Origin of the sequence: Eubacterium sp. BL-380-WT-2B (assembly GCF_009696115.1) — a bacterium.
GTDB lineage: Bacteria > Bacillota > Clostridia > Eubacteriales > Eubacteriaceae > Eubacterium > Eubacterium callanderi.
The window spans coordinates 265122-289981 of record NZ_VUMP01000006.1; the positions used below are offsets into that span (position 1 = coordinate 265122).

The window sequence follows — 24860 nt, forward strand, 5'->3', positions numbered from 1 at the left end:
GTTCATTCATGAACATTTTGTTTCAAACTTTTTGAAAAGCGCCGGGTAAATTGCCAGAATAAAAAATGGGACCAGGAAATTATAGATAAAGGCCGCGGCGTAGGCGTCTAAAAACAGGTTAAACACGTTTCTGAGAATATAGTGCAGGACGGTTATGACTGCCGCGCCGATGAGGTAGCGTCTGATTTTAAAATAGAGTGTCCCCTCGACTGAAAATTTAATTTTCCTTCTCTCCACGATCCATCCAATCGCGCCGCCAAACGCAAAACCTACATTGCCGAAAACGTCGGTGACCATCTTAGCCGGGTCCACCAGGAGTTTGCCGTCAACCCAGTTCTGCGGATAGCTTTTTGTCATTGCGTAGATAATGATCAGGACGCCGCAGATTAGCATGGCCGCCACCACCCAAATATCTTTCTCTGGTTTTTTTTCCAGGTAATCATTTAACACATAACCCATAAGCAGGATGACCAGAAATGCACTGCCAAATCCTACCAACACATCCTGCGGCGTATGAACGCCCAGGAAATTCCGGGACAGCATGACTAAAAAGATGACACTGAACAAAAACACGACGACAAAACGGTATTTCCTGAAGTACAGGGCCAGTGAGCCGTAATAGCAGGTGGCTTTTGTTGAATGGCCGCTGGGAAAGGAGTAGCCTGTGGCTGTGGTTTTGGCCCCCGCGATGGGTTCTATCCCCGGGTCTCTTATCCACGGTCTGTAAACGCAAAAGCTGATTTTTAACACACTGTTGACTAATCCCCCCACGCCCTCTGCCAGGCACATATACGTTCCGGCTTTTTTATTAAAGCACCAGTACACTGCTGCCATCAGCAGGACGGGAATAAAGGATTCTCCAAGGGTTGTGATGAATGAAAAGAAGTCGTTGAATACGCCTTCTGAATAAAACCGAAAGTTCTGTAATAAAAATAAATATTGAATATCCATGCTGCCTCCTGTCCTCTATGAACGCTTATTTTCTAAATAATGCGCTTCTAAATAGCGCACAAACAGTACTTCTATAATGGTGAAGAATGGTGCGCAGAGATAGCCGTCTGTTTTCTGGCTTCTGCCTTTTATAATGCGGTGGTTGTAAAAATAAATGTGTTCATCACTGAGCTTTTCCAGCTCATTATCCTCATAGGAGGTAACGGATAATATGGACGTCCCTTTATTTTTTACTCCGCGCACCAGATTGTTTACCGGCCGGTTGTTGCCGGACAGGGAAAAAACGATCAGAGTATCTTCCTTTTTCAGAAGCTCTGTCATTGTTCCCAGCTCTGTTTTACTCTCAATGACAAAGGCACGCTTTTGCAGTATGAAGAAAAGGCGTTTCAGTTCTTCGGCCGCGTGCCGCTGTACTTCTCCGGTCCCAAAGATAAAAATCCGGCCGGGGCAGTCGAACAGCTCAAAGGTTTTTGTGAGATCAAGATTTTTTAAATAGTCCAGGGTGAGATAATAATCCTGATAGGTACGGTTGAGCAGATTGACTGCCAACACATCGTCTGTCTGTTCCTGCCACTTTAAAATAACCCTTAACTCCCCATAACCGTCCATGCCCAGCTTTTTGCAAAAACTCAGGATCGAATTATTTGAAACGCTGCACCTTTGTGCCAGCTCACTGAGTGAATACTGGGGGCATTCTTTCATATGCTTATAAATATACTGCCATATGCAATGGTCGGTTTCGCTGAAGTTTTCATAGTGCTGATTAACTAATTGATTAATATCCATATCACTGCTCCTTGTGGGAACGGTATTCCAAATATTTTAGAAACAGCATCTCAATCAATATAAAAAAGCTGGTAACCGACGTGTAAGACACATCGAGATCATCTTTTTTTATGACCAGCCCTGACGTGTATAAATTCACGGTGCTGAGCTTTGCCAGCTCGTTTTCGTGGAGGGTGGTGATTGAGACAACCGGGACATTACGGATTTTCAGCGCATGCGCAAATTCTACCACCTCGGGGGATTCGCCGCTGTATGAAACCATAAACATCACATCTTTTGGGGTGATTTTTTCAATCATACGGTTTGTCTCTGCGTTTCCGTTAATCTCATAAAATATCCGTTTTGCCGAGACAAAGATCCGGGTCATTTCATGGGCGACAGTACTCTGCAGTATTCCGGAGCTGTAGATATACAGGTTCTCTGCGCTGTCGATCAGCTCAAAAATTTTATCACAGTTCTGCTCCACAATGCGGTGGACCACCTCATTATAAAGGCTGATCACCTTTTTCATGCTGGTGTAATCCTCTTTGGGCGTCTGGCTGTCGTGTATTAATGTCACTTTGAATTCACTAAAGCCGTTAAATCCAATTTTATGAACAAAACGCGATAATGTGGTCCGTGAGACATGGCACCGGCTGGACATCTCAGTGATTGTCAGGCTTTTGCACGCCTCCCTGTTTGATTTGATGTATTTCCAGATATATAAGTCGTTTTCGTTGAGATTATGGTAGTACTTGTTAATATGTTCATCAAGTTTCATGTTTTCCTCTTATGTTTATGTGATTAAGTAAGCTCAGGCCAGTAATCTTCATTGGCCTGGATAAATTCATCTAATATGACTTTTGCCGCTGCCGCGCTCGGGACGGTTTTGGAAAGTGTCAGGGCCTGCCACAGCTTCTGGTAGCTGCCCTCAATCCATGCGTCTACCACCAGTTTCTCGACGTTGACCTGCTGCTCCATCATCCCTTTTTGAAAACGCGGGATTTTTCCCTGGCAGATTTTCTCATAACCGTTTTTTCCGACAATACAGGGAATTTCCACCATGGCGGTCCGCTCAAAATTCTCAATGGCCCCTTCATTCGGAACGATGAGTAAAAAACGCTCCTGGGTGTTCTCCGCAATCGCCCTGGCCAAATCGACAATATAGGTAGCGTGGGCGTCTGCTTCAAAATTACTGCCGCTGCTGGTTCCCTTTTCGATGATCTCGCGGCAGACGCTGAACACCTTTTTTTCCCGCCCGTCCATAACTTCATTGGCTCTGGTATATTCTGGGTCCAGCCCGGCAGCGATCTCGTAGGGAAACAGATAGTACTTCAAATAAGTATTTGGGATTGTCTCCGGATCAATCGCGTAAACCTCTCTGGCCATTTTAAAGGTGTGAGCCCAGCTGTCATCGACCTGCTGCTCTGCACTGACTGGAAAGCCGTTTTCCGCAATGTATGCCCTGATAACGGGCATCAGGTCGTTGCCTGCTTTGTCATAGATCTGGTGCCACCACCCAAAGTGGTTCAGGCCATAGTAGCCGACCTGCATTTCCTTACGCGACTTGAGCCCTGCTATTCCCGCCATTTTTTCTTCAAGGTCGATGGGCATATCACAGATGTTCAAAATCTTTGAATCTGGCCTCAGCCGATTGGTCGCCTCGGCTACAATGGCGGCCGGGTTTGAATAGTTCAGCATCCAGGCGTCCGGAGAATACGCTTCCATATAGTTTAAAATCTCAAGGACGCCGCCGATGGAGCGCATGCCGTAGGCGATACCGCCCGGGCCGCAGGTCTCCTGACCCACAACCCCATATTTTAAGGGAATCTTCTCATCCTTTTCGCGCATGGCGTATTTTCCAACACGGATATGCGCCAGCACAAAGTCGATGCCTGTAAAAGCTTCCTTTGGATCATCGGTATAACCAAACTCAATTTCCGGCGCGTTCTCGCGGAGGTAAATTCCACAGGCTTCTGCGATTATTTTCTGTCTCTCGGGGTCGTTGTCATAGAGCATGATTTTCCTTATCGGAAAGCGGCTGCTCTCTTTTAACAGCATCAGAACAATACCTGGTGTAAAAGTACTGCCTCCGCCTGCTACTGTAATGGTATATTTTTGTGTCATTGCATTATCCTCCTGTGTTTATAATAAATTTTCAAACTGTTCCCGAAATTTTGCGACGGACAATCCTATAATGACCTGGACGGATCTGCCGCTCGTAATGCACCCATGTGTTCCGAGGTCCTTAAAAGCCTGATCGTCCAGCACCACTTTTGGGTCTTTAATATTCACCCTGAGGCGTGTCGCACAATTCGTGACGTCGATGATATTTTCTTTTCCTCCCAGTGCCTCGAGCACTTTTTGCACAATAAGTGTCTCTTCATCGCTTTTACTGGCCCTGTAATCCGACTTGGAATAAAATTTGACGTTTTCTTCATCCTGGCGCCCTGGTGTTTTGAGATTAAGCTTAAGAATTATAAAGCGAAACACGACAAACCAGATACCTGTAAAAGCAAGCCCTACGGCAAACAGGAGCAGGTATTGCTGCCAGTGGCTTCCCATGAGGGGAATCCAGTTGAAGGAGGCCATCTCGATAAGGCCCCCGGAAAAGATTCCGGTTATTCCCAGCAGGTTAATCACCATGGCCAGCAGCGCTGACAGTACAGCGTGCACAATAAATAAAACAGGCGCGATAAATAAAAATGTGAACTCAATGGGCTCGGTCACCCCACACAAAACAGCGGTCAGTGTTATTGGGATCAGCAGCGCCAGCAAACGTTTCCTGTTCTGTGGCTTAGCGGTGAAATAAAAGGCCAGCGCGATCCCCGGACAGCCGAATATCTTTGAAAATCCTGTGGCTGTGTAGGAGGCCCACGGCGCCAACTCCTTTAATGCTTCTGTCGACGCCGCGAGTTGAGGGAGCTGTGTGGCCCAGTAAGAATAGATTCCTCCGTTAATGACCACATTATCAAAGTAGAAAGAGGAGTAAAGCAGATGGTGGAGGCCAAAGGGGATCAGCAGCTTTTCCAAAAATACAAACAAGCCCACACCCAAGGTGCCTGCTCCCAGTACAAACTGCTGAAGGGCGCTCATTAAAAGCTGAACCTGAGGCCATATAAGGATCGCTAAGACTGCCACTGGCAGCATTGCGAAGAAGCCAATCATAAATACAAAGGTGGAGCCGCTGAAAATACCCAGCCATTCCGGCAGCTCTTTTTCATAAAACCGGTTGTGCAGAAATATGACGAGCGCCGAAATTCCCAATGCCCCGAACATCCCCATATCGAGGGTCTCAATACCGGCAATCTGGGTTAAATGGCTTCCGCCTTCTGCCTGAGATGTCAGGTCAATGCCAAGGTCTGCGCCCCATTGGGAGAGCATGATTGAGACAAAATAGTTGAAGGTTAAATAGAGGACCAGCGCTTCCATACAGCAGCGCGCATTTTGTTTTTTGGCAAGACCGATGGGCAGGGCCACCACAAACAGCAGCGGGAGCTGCCGGAATACGGTCCAGCCGCCCTGAAGCACGACGTTCCAGCATTTGAACCAGAGGCTTTCCGGGCTTGCCAGCTCGCCAAAAATGGCCTGGGTGGTAAAAAGTGTTCCTATGCCGACAACAATCCCCGCAAAAGCAAAGAGCAAAACAGGTGTAAACATTGCCCCGCCAAATTTCTGAATTTTCTGCATCATAACTTTTCCCTCCCAGTCTTTTGATAACGATTATTCATCTGGTTTTATCTTAACAGCTTCATTTGAAGGTTACAATCATTCTGGCCTATTCTGGGAAATCGGCCATCATTCCGTTTTCTGCACCAAAAGCTGTGAATTTTACCAGCAAAAAGCAGATAAGGCGCTGCCCTATAAACTGTCACTCTCCTTTTGATATTTAGACCATACCTGTGTTGTGTCCTCTATGTTCAGAAGCTTCGGATTAAATACGGGCTCCATAACGCCTGCCTTCTTTTGTATTTCATAATCCTTCATAATCTTTACAACCTGATTTGAAAGAAGCAGCACAACAATAATATTGATCCATGCCATGCAGGCCACGCCAATATCCATGACATTCCAGAGCATTGACGAATCCGCGATACCGCCAATAAAAATAGCGGCTAAAAAAGCAAGGCGTAAGATTGTTCGTCCCAGTGTTCCCACATTTCTGAATAAATACCGGACATTGCTCTCGATCTGGTAATAATATCCGAGCAGGGTGGTCAGGGCAAACAGCGCTATGATGACACTCAAAATTTTACCTTCCCACGGAATGGTGTTGGGTGTCAGGTTATTGAGCGCGGTCTGTACCCAGAGGGCGCCCTGCTCAAGGTTAGGCGCACCCTGCGCCAGCATGGCGCCGGTGCTCTCGTCCACAACGTTATAAATGCCGGACAGCAGGATGACTAAGCCTGAGATTGTGCAGACGATAAAGATGCTCAGATAAATGGACAGAGCCTGAATGAGCCCCTGCTTGGCCGGGTGGGTCGCTTCTGCCGCCGCTGCCATGATACCGCCGGAGCCATAGCCCGCATCGGTCGAAAAGATCCCGCGCCTTACGCCCCACGAAACCGCTGAACCCAGAATACCGCCAAAAATAGCGTTTGTTCCAAAGGCAGAGGTGAAAATCACTGAGAATACCTCTGGCACCTTTGTGATGTTTTGAATAATGACAGCAATGCCAAACAACAGGTAAATGGCGCACATGAAGGGCGCCATGCCTTCGGCTACCCGTCCGATACGCTTGATCCCGCCCCAGATGATAATCCCTATGAGCGCTGTGCCGATAATGGCAGTAACCAGCGTGTTGACACCATAGGCGTTGTCCAGCGTTGTGACAATCGCGTCCATCTGGATACCGGGCATGAGTATTCCAATGCCCAGAATCAGTATGATGGCAAATATCTTTGCTAAAGGTTTACACTTCAATCCCCGCTCAATATAAAAAGCCGGGCCACCCAGGTATTCGTTACCTGTTTTAATCTTATAGGCCTGTCCCAGCACAGCTTCAGACAAAGCCGTACAGGTGGCAAAGAATCCAAAGGCCCAAATCCAGAAAAGAGCACCTGGCCCGCCAAAATAGATGGCTGTCGCTACACCCGCGATATTCCCGACGCCGACACGCGCCCCAAGGGCTGTCGCAAATGCCTGGAATGGTGTGATCCCATCACTTGTGTCGCCGTTGCCTTTTAAAACTCTGATCATCTCCTTAAAAAAACGAAGCTGCGGAAATTTCAGCCGGATCGAAAAATAAATACCAGCTCCCATTAAGAGGATAACAAGAATATTACTCCAAACCACATTTTTGATTACTTCTGTTATTGCAACGAAATTTTCCATTGTTTTTCTCCTAGTCCAAAAGTGTAAGTCCACATAGGCATCGTTATGTGGACTTACCTGTGTCTTTCCAATGATAAAAAGTTAACGTTTTGAATGTTTTCTCTTTAATAATACAACCACTAAAACACCGCAGAGCAGCAGTATCATGATGATCGGAATGTAGGTGGTTCCCTGTATTCCGGTGCCTGCGCTGTTACCGCCTGTATGCCCGCTGTTGTCCGCCGCATTGGAATCGGCGTGTGCGGATGCTGTTACCTTAACGGGTGTCTGAGCGGAGTGGATACCGTTGTCGGCTAAAAGGGTGTGATCCCCGGCTTCAATGTCAAAGGGCATCTGGAAGGTAAACAGGGCCTCCCCATTGCTGTCGGCATGTACTCGCCCGACTTCCCTTGGGGTTGAATGCACTGTAAAGGTGATCTCTGCGTTTGGCTCAAAATCGGTGCCTGTCACGTTGATGGTATCCCCATGCGCGCTCACATTCTGGTTTACGGTGATGCCCGGTATTCTTAAACGCCACTGAGCATATAAAAGAACGGTATCATCGTCCACAGTGGTCAGGTTTTTTACGCTTTCTCGCTCTGTATAGCCGGTTCCCTGGCCGTCGGCCTGGGTATTCCAGCCCGAAAAGGCAAAGCCGGTTTTGGTATAGCCGTTGGCCGTCAGTTCCGCTGTCTGATCATAGGTCATTATTTGGTCAGGCGTACTGCCGCTTTCGGCAGTATTGCCGTCAAATTGGATGGTATAGTGGTTGGCCCGCCACTGGGCGTAGAGGATAACAATATCCTCGTCCCTTGGAGACAGGTTGATTACAGTCTGCTCATCGTTAAAAGCTGCTCCTGTTCCATCGGGCTGGGTGTTCCAGCCGGTAAAGGTGTAGCCGGTTTTGGTATAGCCGTTAACCGTCAGGCTGGCTGCCTGATCATAGGTCATGGCCTGCCCCGGCGTGCTGCCGCCGTCGGCCGTGTTGCCGTCATATTGGATGCTGTAGGTGTTGACGCGCCATTGGGCGTACAGGGTAACCGTCCCTCCTTCGACAGATGTCAGATTTGTAACATTCTGTCCATCGGTATAGCTAGTTCCGCCGCCATCGGGTTGGGTGTTCCAGCCGGTAAAGGTGTAGCCGGTTTTGGTATAGCCGTTAATCGTCAGGCTGGCTGCCTGATCATAGGTCATGGCCTGCTCCGGCGTGCTGCCGCCGTCGGCCGTGTTGCCGTCAAATTGGACAGTGTATCTGTTGGCACGCCATTGGGCGTACAGCGTTACGCTGTCTCCTTCTTCTGAACTCAGATTACTGACATTCTGTCCATCGGTATAGGCGGTTCCGCCACCATCACGCTGGGTGTTCCAGTTCATGAAGGTGTAGCCTGTTTTAGTGTAGCCGTTGGTGGTCAGGCTGGCTGCCTGATCGTAGGTCATGGCCTGCTCTGGTGTGCTGCCGCCATCGGCCGTATTGCCATCGAAGTGGATGGTGTAATTATTGGCGCGCCATTGGGCGAACAGGGTAACTGTCCCTCCTTCTTCTGAAGTCAGGTTACTGACCGTTTGTCCATCAGTATAGGCGGTTCCCCCTCCGTCGGGCTGGGTATTCCAGCCCACAAAGGCATAGCCTGTTTTGATATAGCCGTTGGCGGTCAGGCTGGCTGCCTGATCATAGGTCATGCTCTGGTCTGTCATGCTGCCGCTGTCAGCGGTGTTGCCATCGAACTGGATGGTATAGCTGTTAGCGTGCCACTGGGCATACAACGTGACGGTTTCACCATCATTTGGCGTCAGATTTATGACGCTTTGTCCATCATCATAGGCCATTCCGCCGCCATCGGGCTGGGTATTCCATCCAATGAAGGTGTAGCCTGTTTTGGTGTAGCCATTGGCCGTCAAGGTGGCCGCTGTGTCATAGGTCATAGCCTGCTCTGTTGTGCTGCCGCCGTCGGCCGTATTGCCATCGAAGTGGATAATGTATTTGTTGGCGCGCCACTGGGCATAGAGCGTGACGGTTTCGCCTTCGACCGCTGTCAGATTAACCACTGTCTGTCCATCGGTATAGGCTGTCCCTTCGCCGCCTTTCTCGGTATTCCATCCCACAAAGGTGTAACCGGTTTTGGTATAGGCGTTGGCGGTCAGGTTCACTTCAATGTCAAAGGCCATTGGCTGATCGCTCATACTTCCGCTGTCAGCCGTATTTCCGTCAAATGCCACTTTATAATTATTGGCATGCCATTGGGCGTACAGGGTTATGATACTGCCATCGTCTGGTGTCAGGTTCACCACGCTTTGTTCGTTGCCATAAGCCGTACCGGCGCCATCGGGCCGAGTGTTCCAGCCCGCAAAGGTGTAGCCTGTTTTGGCATAGCTGTTGGCCGTCAGGTTGGCCGCCTGATCATAGGTCATGCTTTGGTTAGCCATATCTCCGCCATCGGCGTTGTTGCCGTCATATTGGATGGTATAGCTGTTGGCGCGCCACTGGGCGTACAGCGTTACGCTGTCTCCTTCTTTTGAACTCAGATTACTGACATTCTGTCCATCGGTATAGGCGGTTCCGCCGCCATCACGCTGGGTGTTCCAGTTCATAAAGGTGTATCCTGTTTTAGTGTAGCCATTGGGCGTCAGGCTGGCTGCCTGATCGTAGGTCATGGCCTGCTCTGGTGTGCTGCCGCCATCGGCGGTGTTGCCATCGAAGTGGATGGTGTAATTATTGGCGCGCCATTGGGCGTACAGGGTAACCGTCCCTCCTTCGACAGACATCAGATTTGTAACATTCTGTCCATCGGTATAGCTAGTTCCGCCGCCATCGGGTTGGGTGTTCCACCCGGTAAAGGTGTAGCCTGTCTTTGTATAACCATTGGCGGTCAGGTTTACGGCTGTATCATAGGTCATGCTCTGGCTGGCCGTATCGCCGCCATCGGCGGTATTACCATCGAAGTGGATGGTATAGCTGTTGGCACGCCACTGGGCGTACAGGGTAACCCTTTCTCCTTCAACAGATGTCAGATTCACGACATTCTGCCCTTCAGTATAGGCGGTTCCTCCGCCATCGGACTGGGTGTTCCAGCCCGTGAAGGTGTAGCCGGTTTTGGTATAACCATTGGCGGTCAGGTTTACAGCTGTATCATAGGTCATGCTCTGGCTGGCCGTATCGCCGCCATCGGCGGTATTGCCATCAAATTGGATGGTATAGCTGTTGGCTCGCCACTGGGCGAACAACGTTACCTTGTCTCCTTCCTTTGAAGTCAGATTTGTGACATTCTGTCCATCGGTATAGGTTGTTCCGCCGCCATCGGGTTGGGTGTTCCAGCCGCTAAAGGTGTAGCCTGTCTTGGTATAGCCGTTGGCCGTCAGGCTGGCTGCCTGATCGTAGGTCATGGTCTGCTCTGGTGTGCTGCCGCCGTCGGCCGTGTTGCCATCGAACTGGATGGTATAGCTGTTGGCGCGCCACTGGGCAAACAAGGTAAAGGTTTCCCCATCGACAGACGTCAGATTTGTAACATTCTGTCCATCGATATAGCTAGTTCCGCCGCCATCGGGTTGGGTGTTCCACCCGGTAAAGGTGTAGCCGGTTTTGGTATAGCCGTTGGCCGTCAGGTCTGCTGCTTGATTATAGGTCATGACCTGGCTGGCCGTATCGCCGCCATCGGCGGTATTGCCATCGAAGTGGATGGTATAGCTGTTGGTGCGCCATTGGGCAAACAGAGTAACCGTTTCTCCTTCGACAGATGTCAGGTTTATGACATTTTGTCCATCAGTATAGGCGGTTCCGCCGCCGTCGGACTGGGTGTTCCACCCGGTAAAGGTGTAGCCGGTTTTGGTATAGCCGTTGGCGGTCAGGTTGGCCGCTTGGTCATAGGTCATGCTCTGGTCGGCCGTATCTCCGCCTTCGGCGGTGTTGCCATCGAACCTGATGGTATAATTATTTGCACGCCACTGAGCATATAATGTAACTTTTTCTCCTTCGACAGCGGTCAGGTTTACCACATTCTGCCCATCGCTATAGGCGGTTCCGCCGCCGTCGGACTGGGTATTCCAGCCCGCAAAGGTATAGCCTGTTTTGGTGTAGCCGTTGACGGTTAGATTGGCCGCCGCATCGTAGGTCATGGTCTGGGCTGGCGTGTTACCGCCGTCGGCGGTGTTGCCATCGAACTGGATGGTATAGCTGTTAGCGCGCCACTGGGCATACAACGTGACGGTTTCACCATCATTTGGCGTCAGATTTATGACGCTTTGTCCATCATCATAGGCCATTCCGCCGCCATCGGGCTGGGTATTCCAGCCAATGAAGGTATAGCCTGTTTTGGTATAGCCGTTGGCTGTCAGGTTGGCCGCCTGGTCATAGGTCATGCTCTGGTCGACCGTATCTCCGCCGTCGGCGGTGTTGCCATCAAATTGGATGGTGTAATTGTTAGCGCGCCACTGGGCGTACAGGGTGACTGACCCTTCTTTTTCTGAAGTCAGATTGCTGACCAATTGTCCATCGGTATAGGCGGTTCCGCCGCCATCGAGTTGGGTATTCCACCCGGTAAAGGTGTAGCCTGTTTTGGTATAGCCGTTGGCGGTCAAGTTTACAGCTGTATCATAGGTCATGCTCTGATCTGGCGTGTTACCGCCGGCGGCGGTGTTACCATCGAACCTGATGGTATAATTATTTGCACGCCACTGAGCATATAATGTAACTTTTTCTCCTTCGACAGCGGTCAGGTTTACCACATTCTGCCCATCGCTATAGGCGGTTCCGCCGCCGTCGGACTGGGTATTCCAGCCCGCAAAGGTATAGCCTGTTTTGGTGTAGCCGTTGACGGTTAGATTGGCCGCCGCATCGTAAGTCATGGTCTGGGCTGGCGTGTTACCGCCGTCGGCGGTGTTGCCATCGAATTGGATGGTATAGCTGTTGGCACGCCACTGGGCGTACAGGGTAACCCTTTCTCCTTCAACAGATGTCAGATTCACGACATTCTGCCCTTCAGTATAGGCGGTTCCGCCGCCATCGGACTGGGTATTCCAGCCCGTGAAGGTGTAGCCGGTTTTGGTATAGCCGTTGGCCGTCAGGTCTGCCGCCTGGTCATAGGTCATGCTCTGGTCGGCCGTATCTCCGCCGTCGGCGGTGTTGCCATCGAATTGGATGGTATAGCTGTTGGCACGCCACTGGGCGTACAGGGTAACCCTTTCTCCTTCAACAGATGTCAGATTCACGACATTCTGCCCTTCAGTATAGGCGGTTCCGCCGCCATCGGACTGGGTGTTCCAGCCCGTGAAGGTGTAGCCTGTTTTGGTATAGCCGTTGGCCGTCAGGTTGGCCGCCTGGTCATAGGTCATGCTCTGGTCGGCCATATCTCCGCCGTCGGCGGTGTTGCCATCGAACCTGATAGTATAATTATTTGCACGCCACTGAGCATATAGTGTAACTTTTTCTCCTTCGACAGCGGTCAGGTTTACCACATTCTGTCCATCGGTATAGACGGTTCCGCCGCCGTCGGACTGGGTATTCCACCCCTTGAAGCTATAACCGGTTTTGGTATAGCCGTTGGCTGTCAGGTTGGCCGCCTGGTCATAGGTCATGGCCTGGTCTGAGGTACTGCCGCCATCGGCGGTGTTGCCATCAAACCTGATGGTATAATTATTTGCACGCCACTGAGCATATAGTGTAACTTTTTCTCCTTCGACGGCGGTCAGGTTTACCACATTCTGTCCATCGGTATAGGCGGTTCCGCCGCCGTCGGACTGGGTATTCCACCCCTTGAAGCTATAACCGGTTTTGGTATAGCCGTTGGCTGTCAGGTTGGCCGCCTGGTCATAGGTCATGGCCTGGTCTGAGGTACTGCCGCCATCGGCGGTGTTGCCATCAAACCTGATGGTATAATTATTTGCACGCCACTGAGCATATAGTGTAACTTTTTCTCCTTCGACAGCGGTCAGGTTTACCACATTCTGTCCATCGGTGTAGACGGTTCCACTGCCATCGGACTGGGTATTCCAGCCCGTAAAGGTATAGCCTGTTTTGGTGTATCCGTTGACGGTTAGATTGGCCGCCGCATCGTAGGTCATGCTCTGGCTGGCCGTATCGCCGCCATCGGCGGTGTTGCCATCAAATTGGATGGTATAGCTGTTAGCGCGCCACTGAGCGAACAGGGTTATCGTATCGCCATCTGCAGCGGTCAGGTTTTTTACATTTTGACCATCGCTATAGGCAGTTCCCGTACCGTCAGGCTGGGTATTCCAGCCTGTAAAGGTATAGCCGATTCTGGCATAGGCATTATCAGTCAGGTTGGCTGCAACGTCAAAAACCATTGGCTGGTCATTCATACTGCCGCTGTCCGCAGCATTGCCGTCATATTTGATGGTATAGTTGTTGGCACGCCACTGAGCGTACAGTGTTATCATATCGCCATCTGCAGTTGTCAGGTTCTTTACATTTTGACCGTTGCTATAGGCAGTTCCCGTACCGTCAGGCTGGGTATTCCAGCCGGTAAAGGTGTACCCAGTTTTGGTATAGCCGTTGGCCGTCAGGTTGGCTGCCGTATCGTAGGTCATGGTCTGATCATCTGTACTGCCGCCATCTGCCGTGTTACCGTCAAACTTTATTGTGTACTGGTGCGCTTTCCAGAAAGCGTAAAAAGTATTGTTATCCGCGTCTATCGTAGCAACATCGTATGCAGTATAGGAATGGCCGGTACCATCACTTTTGGTGTTCCATGAAACAAACTCATAACCGACTCTTGAGTACTTCAGATGTGTGTCCGAAGTATTATCCAAAACAATGTATCCTGCGCCTGTCCCGTAAAACACATTTTTATAGTCCGGTTCCCGGGTATCCCGGTCTTCATACCTTGTGCCTGAGCCCTCGTTGGGGTCGTAGGTCGGTATATACGATGGAAAATCTATTCCGCCTGTAAAGGCAATATCTTTGTTGTTCAGAGGATGCAGATAGTTATAATACTTTTCCACAATGCTGGTGCGGACCGCTGAAATATTCGGGTATTGGGCGATTTCCTCACTGGTGGGCTTTCTGGAACGGATGTTTCTGCCATTATTTTCAAACTTAACACTCGCGCCGGAAAAATTGATATTGCTCAGCTTATCGCCGTAAATCGCGGACGTTGTTGTGTTTTTTATGGTGAGGTCGCTGCCGGGTTCTACGGTCAAAATAGCATTATTTCTCATTTCAATAGGCGTACCATCCAGAAGGACTGTCCCTTTTAAGATTAAAGTACAGTTATTCCATGTAAAAATCCGGCCGGTGTTTTTGAAAGTACAATCCTCAATGGTCAGCGGACTGCTGCGGTCATGATGAAGATAGCCCACGTTTTCCAGGATACAGTTTTTAAATAAGGTGCTTCCAGACGAGTAAATAAACATAAAATTATCACTCGACATATCCTTAAATGTGCAATCGGTGAACGCACTGCTTTGCGGCCTGTATATCATTTGACCTGTGATATTCTGAAAAGTGCTGTTCGTAAAGCTTGCTGTTACTGACAGAAGGCCTGACGACATATTCGACCACCTTGAATCTTTTATGCTCACCTTTCCGTTGGCTTCAATGCCGCCATAAGTATTATCGCTGGCCGTTAATTTTATGTTGATCATTTCCAGATCAATATTGTTGGTGCTTTTAATATGTTTGGCGTTATCCCCCTGAAGAATGGTGTGTCCATTTCCATTTAAAATTATTTTTACATTTGCCCGGGTAAGCTCTGCCGCTCCATCGCCTGTCATATCGTCATTACTGCTCAGGCTGATGGTATACTGCGCCGCTGTATCCAGGTTAATGGCGTCAAAAGCGGCCTTCAGCGTCGTGTATTTTGTTTGGTCTAAAGCACTGCCGGCGCTGCTAATCTGATATGGCTCCGCATTTGACAAGGGCTGCGCCTGTCTGAGCAATCTCTCTTGGTTATCCGCTTCCTTTTCTACAACCACCTTAATGCTTGGCGCAGCGAGACCGTCTGCCAGCACGTATTCTTCCCCTGCAGAGGCTGTAAAGGTATACTCGCCTGGAGTATCCTTATCGTACTGGGGCTGCGATGTCCAGGTAAGTGGTACCTCCACACCCCTTTCCGGCATTTCGTCTGATTCTTCAAGATCAACGAGCACGCTGTCCGGCAAGCCCAGCTGCTCCGTCTTTGTCCCCAAAGCAATATTCCGGCTTTTCAGATCTTCGTCAGAAACATTAAAGGCGGTAATCACCTGGATTGGATTTTCTGGAGCTACTATTTCGGCCTGAACGGCTGTGCTGAGAAAAATCGGAAATATCATGACTACCATCATTAGCAGGCTTATATATATTTTGTATAATTTTGTATCATTCGTTTTTTTCATCATCTAAATTTCCTTTCTAAATTTTGAACAGTCATTTGATTTTTCACAGCTTATCCTTTAATTAAGTAAAACCATATATTTATCTGCAACGTGTATTATTTCAATTTATTTCTTCTTAACAGTACACCAAAAGTGATACCACAGAGTACTAAAACAAGAACGAGCGGAATATACCCATGGCTTTGTATTCCTGTTCCAACAGGTGTTCCATTTGTATTGTTATCAATTTTTTCAGAATCCGCTTTGGCTGTTTTCAGCACCTTAAGCCCAGTCTGGGCTGAATGAATACCGTTATCTGCCCTTAGCTGATGATCACCTTCTTCGGTGTCAAAAGGCACCTGAAATGTAAGTGTCACCTTTCCATCTGTGTCTGCTGGTGCCTTCCCAATCTCTTTTGGCATCGAGTGCAGCGTAAAAATGACTTCTGCATTCGGTTCAAAGTCTTCACCTGTCAAAGTAATCGTATCGCCATGTTTTCCAATACTCTGGCTTGTGACAATGCTCGGTGTGCGTAAACGCCACTGGGCATACAGCTTGACTACTTCTCCATCGACTATGGTCAGATTTTTAACCTCCTCACCATCGCCATAGGCAGTTCCGCCTCCGTCGGCCTGGGTGTTCCAGCCCGTAAAGGTGTAGCCAGTCTTGGTATAGCTGTTGCGTTCCAGACTAGCCGCCTCGTCATAGGTCATGGCCTGATCGGCCATGCTGCCGCCGTCGGCGGTGTTGCCCTCGAATTGGATGCTGTACTTGTTGGCACGCCACTGGGCGTACAGTGGAACGGTTTCGCCATCTGCTGTGGTCAGATTTTTAACATTCTCACCATCGGTATAGGCGGTCCCGCCGCCATTGGCCTGGGTGTTCCAGCCTGTAAAGGTGTAGCCGGTTTTGGTGTAACCGTTGGCCGTCAGATTGACCGCCGTATCGTAGGTCATGGCTTGATCGGTCATGCTGCCGCCATCGGCGGTGTTGCCGTCGAATTGGATGCTGTACTTGTTGGCACGCCACTGGGCGTACAGTGGAACGGTTTCGCCATCGACTGTGGTCAGATTTTTAACATTCTCACCATCGCCATAGGCAATTCCGCTGCCGTCGGCCTGGGTGTTCCAGCCCGTAAAGGTGTAGCCGGTCTTGGTATAGCTGTTGCTCGCCAGACTGGCCGCCGCGTCATAGGTCATGGCCTGATCGGCCATGCTGCCGCCGTCGGCGGTGTTCCCGTCGAATTGGACGCTGTACTTGTTGGCACGCCATTGGGCATACAGCTTGACTACTTCGCCATCGACTGTGGTCAGATTTTTAACCTCCTCACCATCGCCATAGGCGGTTCCGCTGCCGTCGCCCTGGGTATTCCAGCCCGTAAAGGTGTAGCCGGTCTTGGTATAGCTGTTGCTCGCCAGACTGGCCGCCTCGTCATAGGTCATGGTCTGATCGGCCATGCTGCCGCCGTCGGCGGTATTGCCGTCGAATTGGATGCTGTACTTGTTGGCACGCCACTGGGCGTACAGTGGAACGGTTTCGCCATCGACTGTGGTCAGATTTTTAACCTCTTCACCATCGCCATAGGCGGTTCCGCTGCCGTCGGCCTGGGTGTTCCATCCCGTAAAGGTGTAGCCGGTCTTGGTATAGCTGTTGCGTTCCAGACTGGCCGCCTCGTCATAGGTCATGGCCTGATCGGCCATGCTGCCGCCATCGGCGGTGTTGCCGTCGAATTGGATGCTGTACTTGTTGGCACGCCACTGAGCATACAGCTTGACTACTTCGCCATCGGCTGTGGTCAGATTTTTAACCTTCTCACCATCGCCATAGGCAGTTCCGCTGCCGTCGCCCTGGGTGTTCCAGCCCGTAAAGGTGTAGCCGGTCTTGGTATAGCTGTTGCTCGCCAGACTGGCCGCCTCGTCATAGGTCATGGCCTGATCGGCCATGATGCCGCCATCGGCGGTGTTCCCGTCGAATTTGACGTTATAGTTATTTGCACGCCACTGGGCATATAATTTGACTACTTCGCCATCTATGACTGTAAAATCTTCGGTTAGTGTGGCTTTATCGGGATAAACAGCTCCACTTTTCAATTCTTTCCAGCCGCTAAAGGTGTAGCCGGTTTTGGTATATTCATTTGGGTTCAATGGCAGCTCTTCGCCATAATTTTTTGTCTGGTCCGGCATCACGCCCTTGCCTCCGTTACTGTCAAAGGCAAGCGTATAGACAGCGGAAAATATGATTTGACGATAGCTGGAAACAGAACCTCCGTCCGTTATATTTAGTGTATATGTACCAATGTCTTTTGCTTCCAGAGTCTGTGCTGTTGCGCCCTCTATATCTTTTCCGTTCAATTGCCATTGATAAACCCCGATGATGAATAATCATCGGGGTTTAAGAGCTTTAAAGTGACTGGCGTACTTAGATATTTGGCGGTTATCCTCTCCGGCAGTCCGCTGTTATCATAGTCCTTTACGGAAGATGGATCTTCAATATCGGTGAGCGGCATATTAACCCGGGGCAGCCATAAATATACACTTGCGCTTGAATCGGTATAGACATCCCTGACGCCGTAAAGGTTAGAGTAAGCATTCGGTACCTGTGCCGTGTGGAGCCTGGCCATCAGGACGTCAAGCTCACCTGCTTTTACCATTTCATTCGGTCCATAAACAGAGCTTGCGTCAATTCGATTCTGGGACACTGGGAGACCTGCGCTGTTGATAAAAGTTCCTGATATTGAGGAATTTACATACAGACTTCCTCCGTTTATAATTGCTTTGCTGCATTCTATACTACGGTTTCTGTACCCATCGGCCGAGACAGTCCCTCCATTTAAAACCAGCGTATCTGCTGAAATTCCTTTTTTATCAAAATTACTATTAGTATTAGTAATATTTACCTTTCCACCATTTATTGTTATATTTGCATCATCACCTCCCAAAATGGCATTCCATTTTCCCGCATAACAATTAATTGTCCCGCTGTTTATTGTTATGTCACCACTACCTGTACCATCATATGACGAGGCACCTCCTATGGCTGCACTGTAGTTTCCTCCTCTGGCCTCAATAAAACCATTGCCTCCATCTTCAATAGTGAGTGAGCTTCCGACACGCACTAATATTCCCGCATAATAGGAGCCTGATGGTTGAACATAGTTATTTCCAACAAGCGTAAGTGTAACAGTCGAATTCTCAGTAATGGAAAAGCCGTCTCCGCTGGGTGATTTAATGTTAATACCATTTGCAGCAACATTCGTCTCGATCCCGCCTTTCACCATGACGAAATGATTAACGGTGGCGCCGGAGGTGCTGTAAAGCTCAATCGTATCTGATGAGTCGATCCCACGTGTGACTGTACTGCCCTGTGTGACCTGAATATCTGATTGGCCTGTCGTATCAGGCTCAATGACAACACTTCCACTGGCGATATCAAATGAGAAAGGTTGATTGGAGCGACTCCGATCTTCCGATTTTTCCTCTTTAAATCGCACATCTTCCCTCTCATCAACTGCTTTAGGATCATCCACCTCCGCTTCATTTACAGTTACTGTAACACCCGGGGGCGTAAGATGATCTGCCAGTGTATATTCCTCTGCTGGTATTGCGGTGAACCGGTATTCTCCCGGAGCGTCCCTGTCATACTGGGGATGGGCTGTCCAGGTGACTGGTACCTCGAACTTCTGCTCCTTTTCGGCGTTTTTTACCCTAGCAATCAGGCTAGAAGGGAGGTCTAGCTGCTCCTGGCTGGTTCCTAACGCAACATCCCGGTCGTCTAAACTTCCATCGGGTATATCAAAGGTATAAATCACCTGTTTCGCTTTTAGTAACTCCTGTTCTTCTGCCTGAACGGCAGTATTTAATAAAAACGCGAACAACAGCGTAAGTATGATCAGCAACCCTATACTTAACCTGTGAAGTTCTCGTGTGTAAAACTTTTTCATATAAATTCCTCCTGTCATCTTTGACGCTTATCTTTTCATGCCTGGTTTTTGAGTATAACAGTAAAAAACTTATTTTGAAACGAATATAAAACTTTTTCACGCACCATTGTTGACACCACTGTGACAACCTGTTTATTATTGGCCTATAGCCTGAAATAACTGTTCTGTTCATTTTTCCTGTTTTTTAAACCATAACACTAAACAAAAGCATATTCTTTAATTTTATTTAAAACACTTGTGCGAAAAAAATCCTGTGTTAAAATGGTGCCAAACATAATATGAAAGGATGTGCTTTAAAATGAAAAAATTTAAAACTGCTCTGTCAACAATCTCCATGCTTCTTTTGTTCTTAATGCTTTGGAGTATGCCTGCTTTAGCCCAGACCTCAGACAGCAATTCTCTCAATGGCTATGCACGGCCACCTCGGCGGCCACCACATCGGCTCTCTGCCTGCACGGCTCAATTCGATAAAAATTTTGTGAATCTCGATTGTCTGTCAACAGATAATTTTGAAAAAGTAACGTTTTGAAAATATTTTATAAATTATAAAGGATGTGTTTTTAAATGAAAAAGTTCAAAAAAATTTTGTCAACGATTTCTATGCTTTTTATCTTTTTGGTGCTGGGGAATTTTTCAGTTTTTGCTCAGGATTCGGATACCGGGCCTCCCGAAGGGTATCCTCACACACAGCTTTATTTTAATAAAGAATCTGTAAAGGATGGCGACCAGGTAACAGCAACCTTAGAGCTGGACAACCAGACAAACGCTGATTTAATGAATGTAACCCTTGAGACCACTCTCCCTGAGGGGCTGTATTCTGAAAGTACCACAAGAACCTATGATAAAATCGCCGCCGGACAAAAAATCCTTCACAGCTTTACAATACAGGTTGGCGACAAAAGCTCTGTGATCCCTGTGTCACTCTCCAGCATCCCTTCAAATCCTGTAACAGGAGCACCGGGTACTATCGGCATTGGTATTGCCCTAACCGCTGCATTGATCGTCTTTGCTGTTTGGCTCTGCAAAAGAAGAAAGGGGCAGATGGTATTCTCGATTGCGCTCTGCCTGCTGTTGACAACACAGCTTCTGCTGACGGCTTTTCCAAATCCCGTTTACGCCGAGGAGGAAAGTGATACGGATACTTCTTTGTCTGATGAAGTAGAGAGCATCTCTTATTCTGTTAGCAGCGATCTGACAGTAAACGAGAGCACAGAAGTACTTTCTACCACTGTCACCATTGGTTCTGTCGAGTTGGTTGAGCTGTCTGAAATTACATATGAAGCGCTTCAGACTAACAGCTCTGTCGCCGCTGGCGCTGCCTTTTTCGATATTGTTATTTCCAGCCAAAGTGACCCATTTTCTGACGCTGTGAAGGCTGAGGATATTGTCCTGAAAAATGCTTTTGAAAATGCCAGAATTGATACAATCACTCTTCTGGACGAGCATACGTTAGCGTTGAGTCTCACTGGACCTTTGGATAAAGAGGATGAGAGCAATGCACTGCTTGAGCTTAACAAAAACTGCTTTAAACAGGACGGCGAAAAGCAAGGGCGTCTGATGGTTGATGTCTCCTCTCCGCTACCGTACTTTGCGGAGGGCACTGACAATGTGCACCTTAACGAGGGTGATACGGCTGTTCTGCAATTCAGCATTGACACTGCACAGTTCTCCCAAACGGCGGACGCGTCAGCCTTTACCTTTGATGATCCAGCCATCCAGCCAGTTAACCTGACCATACCCTCAACTCTTTCCAGCAGGGATGGGCTTCTGGAAGTACGTGTTGATGGTGCGGAGAGCAAGACGGACATCCTAAACGCGCTTCGCGGCGCCACAATGACCATTGACAGTGCTGCACTTAATTGTGACAGTCTGACGCTGCCGCTGACGCTTGAAGAAGAAAGAATCAACACCGATTTAATTCTGGCGAATGCTGTACGCAGCTCTGAAAAAGAGACTCAGGCCACAGCTGAGTTTACTGGCCGTGTAAGCTCGCTCAATGGCAGTGTTGATTTAACGCAGGGGGTCATCGCTCTTGCCGACGCGCCGCAGCCTGGTGTCAGTGTTTCACCTTTAAAGATTTCAGGAGATTCCAACAATCTCTTTAGCTTTACAGTGACAATCGATGATCCTGAGCTCCCCAACTGGGCTGAGGAGGACGAGGGGCTTGAAATGTTTTTTGCCTATTGGGCCTACTCTCAAAAGCTTTATCTGGATACAAACTGTGTCATTGACGCCTACGGCGTCCCCGTTCAGGCTTCTGAATACGCCATGGTCGTTTATGAAAGTGATGCTTCAGACGATGAACTGTTAGCTTCAAATGCGTCGGGAAAAGATCTTCTCGCAAAATCATTCACATATACTTCTAAAATACTAAGCATTGCCAATTTCTTTGCCAAGGAGGCTCCTTGGGGAATAGGTGCCGGAATCCTGGGGCTCGGCGGTGATGCTTTATCCTCCAGTGGAATGGGTGAAATTAAAGATAATTTGATCGCACTGAATGCTGAAGTTGCCGAACTCAATAAAAAAGCAGATGCTATCAGTCAGGATCTAAAATATCTGGTAAATCACATCAAAGATACAGAAATGCGAAATAAGGTTTCTGCATTCGGAAAAGAGGCTGACCGCCTCTCTTGGACTGTAAATAAAATCAACAGTCAGGAAAATAATGCGATTGCTAACTTAATGGAAGTCACGGACACTGCTTCCAACGAATATCATACCTATGTCAATCAGATTAATAATACGGTTGCATACAGCGCTGGGGGCGGCGACACCTTTGCAAAAGACACTCTGGCTTTCGGAAAATCCATTCTCGGTGATAATGTCATGGAAAGCGACAGCACTTTAGATGTCTATGTGAATCTTTATAATTCACGCTATAACTGGTCCTCTCAAACCATTCCTGCTAAATCCCGTTTTCTGGCCTATACCACCTCACTCTACCTGAAGGCCTATATGATAAGCATGTGCTATATGCAGAGCAATAACACAGACCATCGATATGATTACGCAATAGAGCAGATGAGAGGACAGTTTCAAAAATTCATTAAAAAATGCGAAGCCTATGATACAAGCATGAAACTTCCCGACGGAAAGGATATCAACCTGATTGACGGAAAAACATATGCATATGATTGTTTTGTTGTTTTTGATCCAAAAGTTTTTTTTAAACAGTGTGAAGAACGAGTACGGTATTCCTCCGGAGTGTCTATGTTTCATCCTGATCTCTATGAAAGCATGATGTATCAGAACTTGTGTATGTATATATTCCTATATGATCAGCGATTTATATCACCCCCACCAATTGAAACTTTAGATTCTATGAAATCACGGTTATCTGCCAGCGGTAAAAATTCGCTTCTCGACGAACTGGAGTCTGTCGGCTTTTCCGTACCTGGAAATTATCTTTACACCGGTAAACTGAGTTACAACCGTAATCAGATAAAACAATATAATTTCTTCGGCTATTTTGTATTCAAAGGTGACTTTATATATCATGCTGATTTATACAATCTGAAAACTGGTAACATGGAAAATAACATCTCGCTTTTAAAAGCTGATATTGATACTAAAAATATAAACGACTGGCGATCAAAATCTATACAAACGATGTTTAATAATAAAATAATAGTTATGTTACAGTAAAACATTTTATAATCATGTCAAATAATTCTTATAAAAAAGCAGCTCCACGTTTAGACAGAGGAGCTGCTTTTTTTGATTTTTTATCATAATTTATTACAGCATTAACGGTATGAGTGGTTCTCATGATAATCCTGTATGCTCTTAAGTACCTGTGGATAGCGCTTTTCTGGAACTGGCAGGGTACTGCCATCGTACATATTTATTTCACGGTACTGTACGTTTAATACATAATCCAGATTGATGATGTAGCTGCGGTGAATTCTGATAAACTGTTCAGGCAGCTCTGTCTCAATTTCTCCGATGGGCACCCGGATATTCATGGCCTTATCTGCACATTGCAGCCTGCTCTTACGGTGTCCGGCCTCTATGTAAATGATCTGGTTGATGTCCACAAAGTATTCTTCTTTGTTCAAACCTTTAAAGCAGACCTTCTTCTCTTTGCCGATCTTTTCCTGGATCAGCTTTTGCATATACTCATAATTTTCACGGCCAGCTTTAAAGGGGAAATATTTCTCATCGCCAATCAGCAGATTGTCTGCCGTATTGGATACATGGATATGTATGGCAAGCAGCCTTCCCTCCTGCCTGCGGTACACAAAGGTGCAGCGCTGCTCAGCCAGCATAATGTAGTTCTGGACGCCCTCGTTATAAACGGTATATTTTCCGCTGACAACACAGCCCTCCTCGCTTTCCCCAACAAGCTCATAAACGTCGTCTTTGACCTGAAAAGGAATCCCCTGCTCAATCTCCAGTATTTCTTTAAAGTTATCCAGGCCGTTGATAAACTGGCTTTTAAGGGGACCGATCCACATAATATCTTCTGCCATCTGCTCAATCACAAAATCCAGATCTCTTTCATAATGCTTTCGCATAATCATACGTGTCAGCTCTACGGCATCCTGCTTCATATTTCTCTTCCTCTTCCGGCAACGTTTTTAATGCGCTGTCCATATATAAGTATTGCTTCAATTATATCATTTTGATCCGGTATAAAAAATACCGTTCGTCACGACTTTAGGCTGTTCACATGAATTTTGTGCTTTTAAAATGACGTCCATCCTCCGTCAGTGGCCACGATTTCCCCGGTCATATGGCTTGCGTCGTCAGACGCCAAAAATAAAATGGAAGCTGCCTGTTCCTCCGCCAGTGCGTCGCGTTTGAGCATGGATTCTGTTTTCTGGCCTGCCATGGACTGCGCTTCCTGTTCAGAGACGCCGTTCGCCTGTGCTTCCTTCTGTTTCTGCATGACAAATTCATATGCTTCCTTCACCATTGGCGTATCTGTACCCGCCGGATTGACGGAATTGACACGGATACCAAAGCGCGCGTAATCCAATGCCAGATTTTTGGTCAGCCCGTTTACCGCGTGTTTGGATGCTACATAGGCAGGGTTGCCCGGCAAACCAGTCAGCCCTGCGATGGACGCATTGTTGACGACAGCGCCGCCTTTTTTCTGTTTCATAAACTGCTGAAGCTCATATTTACAGCTGTAAAAAACCGAATAAAAATTATTGGCCATGGTATAATCCATCTGCTCCTTTGTCAGGGCGTGCACAGGGTCTGGATTTCCCATCACACCGGCATTGTTGATGGCGATGTCAATCCGGCCATAGGCTTTTACAGCCTCCTCCACCATTTTCCGGGCGTTTTCCTCAATCGACAGATCCAGGCACAGGAAAATCGCTTCGCCGCCTTCCTCTGTCACAGCCTTTAGTACTTCGCTACCTTCCTTTTCAAGACGGTCTGTCAGAACCAGCCTTGCGCCTTCTCTTGCTGCCCTCAATGCTGTGGCTTTTCCAATACCGCGCGCAGCGCCTGTTAACACGATGACCTGCCCCTTAAACCGTTCTGGGAATATTTTTTTCATAATAGGACTCCTTTATTAAATCGTTCTCTGCTTTATATTATAACTTAATTTTTATCGGGTATTATTCAAGTTTTT

13 protein-coding genes are annotated in these 24860 nt (G+C 48.0%); 2 read left to right on the forward strand and 11 right to left on the reverse strand.

Annotated features, from left to right (window positions below; all coding sequences use genetic code 11):
• Nucleotides 1–6: 6 nt before the first annotated feature.
• The 9 genes from FYJ53_RS13640 to FYJ53_RS13680 all read right to left on the reverse strand — a co-directional run bounded on the left by FYJ53_RS13640 (nucleotide 7) and on the right by FYJ53_RS13680 (nucleotide 19273).
• Nucleotides 7–951 carry a phosphatase PAP2 family protein gene (locus FYJ53_RS13640; RefSeq protein WP_013379491.1) on the reverse strand — a complete coding sequence of 315 codons (945 nt, stop codon included), beginning with the start codon at nucleotides 949–951 and terminating at the stop codon, nucleotides 7–9.
• A gap of 15 nt (nucleotides 952–966) precedes the next feature.
• Nucleotides 967–1737 carry a MurR/RpiR family transcriptional regulator gene (locus FYJ53_RS13645; protein ID WP_038350739.1) on the reverse strand — a complete coding sequence of 257 codons (771 nt, stop codon included), beginning with the start codon at nucleotides 1735–1737 and terminating at the stop codon, nucleotides 967–969.
• A 1-nt stretch (nucleotide 1738) separates the two neighbouring features.
• A complete protein-coding gene (locus FYJ53_RS13650) occupies nucleotides 1739–2497 on the reverse strand; it encodes a MurR/RpiR family transcriptional regulator (RefSeq protein WP_013379489.1) in 759 nt (252 codons plus the stop codon).
• A 23-nt stretch (nucleotides 2498–2520) separates the two neighbouring features.
• A complete protein-coding gene (locus FYJ53_RS13655; RefSeq protein WP_013379488.1) occupies nucleotides 2521–3843 on the reverse strand; it encodes a 6-phospho-alpha-glucosidase in 1323 nt (440 codons plus the stop codon).
• 18 nt (nucleotides 3844–3861) lie between these two features.
• The gene (locus FYJ53_RS13660) at nucleotides 3862–5409 is read right to left on the reverse strand and encodes an alpha-glucoside-specific PTS transporter subunit IIBC (RefSeq protein ID WP_013379487.1); all 1548 of its coding nucleotides are present in this window, start codon (nucleotides 5407–5409) and stop codon (nucleotides 3862–3864) included.
• Nucleotides 5410–5577: 168 nt separating this feature from the next.
• On the reverse strand, nucleotides 5578–7050 hold the full coding sequence (locus tag FYJ53_RS13665) for a sodium:alanine symporter family protein (RefSeq protein ID WP_013379485.1): 1473 nt from the start codon (nucleotides 7048–7050) through the stop codon (nucleotides 5578–5580).
• A gap of 81 nt (nucleotides 7051–7131) precedes the next feature.
• Complete coding sequence (locus FYJ53_RS13670) at nucleotides 7132–15357, reverse strand: InlB B-repeat-containing protein (RefSeq protein WP_154557379.1); 8226 nt, start codon at nucleotides 15355–15357, stop codon at nucleotides 7132–7134.
• A 92-nt stretch (nucleotides 15358–15449) separates the two neighbouring features.
• Nucleotides 15450–17684 (reverse strand): InlB B-repeat-containing protein, encoded by a 2235-nt coding sequence (locus FYJ53_RS13675; RefSeq protein WP_154557380.1) that lies wholly within the window; start codon nucleotides 17682–17684, stop codon nucleotides 15450–15452.
• On the reverse strand, nucleotides 17681–19273 hold the full coding sequence (locus FYJ53_RS13680) for an Ig-like domain-containing protein (protein WP_195840255.1): 1593 nt from the start codon (nucleotides 19271–19273) through the stop codon (nucleotides 17681–17683). Before FYJ53_RS13680 ends, FYJ53_RS13675 begins: the two co-directional genes overlap by 4 nt.
• A gap of 298 nt (nucleotides 19274–19571) precedes the next feature.
• Between FYJ53_RS13680 and FYJ53_RS13685 the strand changes: the two genes are divergently transcribed.
• The gene (locus FYJ53_RS13685) at nucleotides 19572–19802 is read left to right on the forward strand and encodes a hypothetical protein (RefSeq protein WP_013379482.1); all 231 of its coding nucleotides are present in this window, start codon (nucleotides 19572–19574) and stop codon (nucleotides 19800–19802) included.
• Between the two features lie 35 nt (nucleotides 19803–19837).
• The gene (locus tag FYJ53_RS13690; RefSeq protein WP_148428665.1) at nucleotides 19838–22918 is read left to right on the forward strand and encodes a hypothetical protein; all 3081 of its coding nucleotides are present in this window, start codon (nucleotides 19838–19840) and stop codon (nucleotides 22916–22918) included.
• A gap of 101 nt (nucleotides 22919–23019) precedes the next feature.
• Here FYJ53_RS13690 and FYJ53_RS13695 read toward each other — a convergent pair whose 3' ends face one another.
• Together FYJ53_RS13695 and FYJ53_RS13700 are read right to left on the reverse strand one after the other, a co-directional pair.
• The gene (locus tag FYJ53_RS13695; RefSeq protein ID WP_013379479.1) at nucleotides 23020–23826 is read right to left on the reverse strand and encodes a LytTR family transcriptional regulator; all 807 of its coding nucleotides are present in this window, start codon (nucleotides 23824–23826) and stop codon (nucleotides 23020–23022) included.
• Between the two features lie 134 nt (nucleotides 23827–23960).
• Entirely contained in the window at nucleotides 23961–24785 is an 825-nt protein-coding gene (locus tag FYJ53_RS13700; protein ID WP_013379478.1) for an SDR family NAD(P)-dependent oxidoreductase, read from the reverse strand.
• Nucleotides 24786–24860 lie beyond the last annotated feature (75 nt).